At 73.9% G+C, this 1,737-nt stretch carries 2 protein-coding genes; both read left to right on the forward strand.

The features are described from left to right. A partial coding sequence (locus AOK00_RS35825) for an ArsR/SmtB family transcription factor (protein ID WP_055604274.1) occupies nucleotides 1-730 on the forward strand: 730 nt, incomplete at its 5' end. Nucleotides 731-744: 14 nt separating this feature from the next. Next, nucleotides 745-1,656 (forward strand): alpha/beta fold hydrolase, encoded by a 912-nt coding sequence (locus AOK00_RS35830; RefSeq protein WP_055604275.1) that lies wholly within the window; start codon nucleotides 745-747, stop codon nucleotides 1,654-1,656. The last annotated feature ends 81 nt before the right edge of the window (nucleotides 1,657-1,737 follow it).

Raw genomic sequence — 1,737 nt, forward strand, 5'->3', positions numbered from 1 at the left:
GACAGTCCCCACCCTCGACACCGAGCTCGACGCCGTTCTCCGGACGCCCGTCGAGCAGGTCCGGGACGATCTCCGTCCGTTGGCCGGAGGTGAGCACCTCGACCGGCTGCGGCTGCTGCACGACGATCCCCCCGCCGTTCTCCGCAAGGTCGTCGACGAGGTCGAGGCCTACTGGGAGCTCGCCCTCGCCCCCTACTGGGCCCGGATCCAGCACGTCCTGGAGGCCGACGTCTTCCATCGGGCACGGCAGGTCGCCGAGCACGGTTCGGCGCGGGTGCTGAGCGAGCTCCACGAGACCGTGCGGTGGGACGACGGCACCCTGCGGCTCGTACGGCGGCACTGCGCGCTCAGCCGCGACCAGGCAGGGTCCGGGCTGCTGCTCGTCCCCTCCGTGTTCGCCTGGCCCCGGGTCCTCACCCGGTCCGTTCATCCCGATCCGCCTCAACTCGCCTACCCGGCAAGGGGCTTCGGTACCGTCTGGGAGCCTCGTACCGCCGGTTCCACCGACGCCGTGGCCGCCGTCCTCGGGCGCTCCCGCACCCTGCTCCTCACCGAGCTCGACACCCCCGCGTCGACCACCCAACTCGCCGCGCACTGCGGCCTGTCCGCCGCCGGTGTCTCCCAGCACCTGATCGCCCTGCGCAACGCCGGTCTCGTCACCGCCCACCGCAGCGGGCGCTCCGTCCTCTACGCCCGCACGGCCGTCGCCGATCAGCTCCTCAACCCGTAAGGGATCATGGAAGGATGACATCTTCCTCCAGCCCCTCCTGGTCAGAGCGGGTCGTGGTCCGTGACGGCGTGCGGCTCTCCTGTCGTGACTGGGGTGGTTCCGGGGCCGACGTACTCCTCCTCCACGGGCTCGCCGGGCACGCCGGCGAGTGGGACGACACGGCCCGGCTCCTTCGGGACTCCGGCCATCGCGTGGTCGCCCTCGACCAGCGCGGGCACGGCGGCAGCGACCGGAACCCTTCGGACGGGGATGTCTCGCGGGCCGCGTACGTGGCCGACACCGTCGCCGTCATCGACCAACTCGGCCTGGACCGGCCCGTGTTGATCGGTCAGTCGTTGGGCGGGAGCACCGCTCTTCTCACCGCCGCCGCCCACCCCGGCCTGCCGCGCGCCCTCGTCCTCGTCGAGGCCGGGCCCGGCGGGGCGAACCCCGGTGTCCAGGAGCAGATCGGCGGCTGGCTGCGGGCCTGGCCGGTGCCGTTCCCCTCGCGGGCCGCGGCCGTCGCGTACCTCGGCGGTGGCACGGACGCCGTGGGCGAGGGCTGGGCGAGCGGGCTAGAGGAGCGGGCCGACGGGCTGTGGCCGCGCTTCGACCCCGAGGTCATGGTCCAGTCCCTCGACGAGAACGCCACCCGCGCCTTCTGGGGCGAATGGGCGGCCATCACCTGCCCCACCCTCGTGGTCCTCGGTCAGGGCGAACACGGCGGGATCATCGGCGGCGAGGAGTACGCCGAGATGGTCCGCCGCCGGCCCGCGCTGCACGGCACCAGCCTTCCCGGCACCGGTCACGACGTGCACCTGGAGCGGCCCGGGGTCCTCCACCGGCTGATCGTCGGCTTCCTCGCCGACGGGGGTGCCGTGTCCTCCCCGGCGGACGGGCCCGGGACGGCCCAGGACGGCGCCCGGGACGGCTCAGGCCGGAGGTAGGTACAGGGGCCGGGAGGTCGGCTCAGGTCCGGGGGGCAGGACGGCCAGGCTCGGGGGCAGGAGCTCAGGAGGGCCCAGGTC

The organism is Streptomyces aureus (genome assembly GCF_001418135.1).
Classification (GTDB): Bacteria; Actinomycetota; Actinomycetes; order Streptomycetales; family Streptomycetaceae; genus Streptomyces; species Streptomyces aureus_A.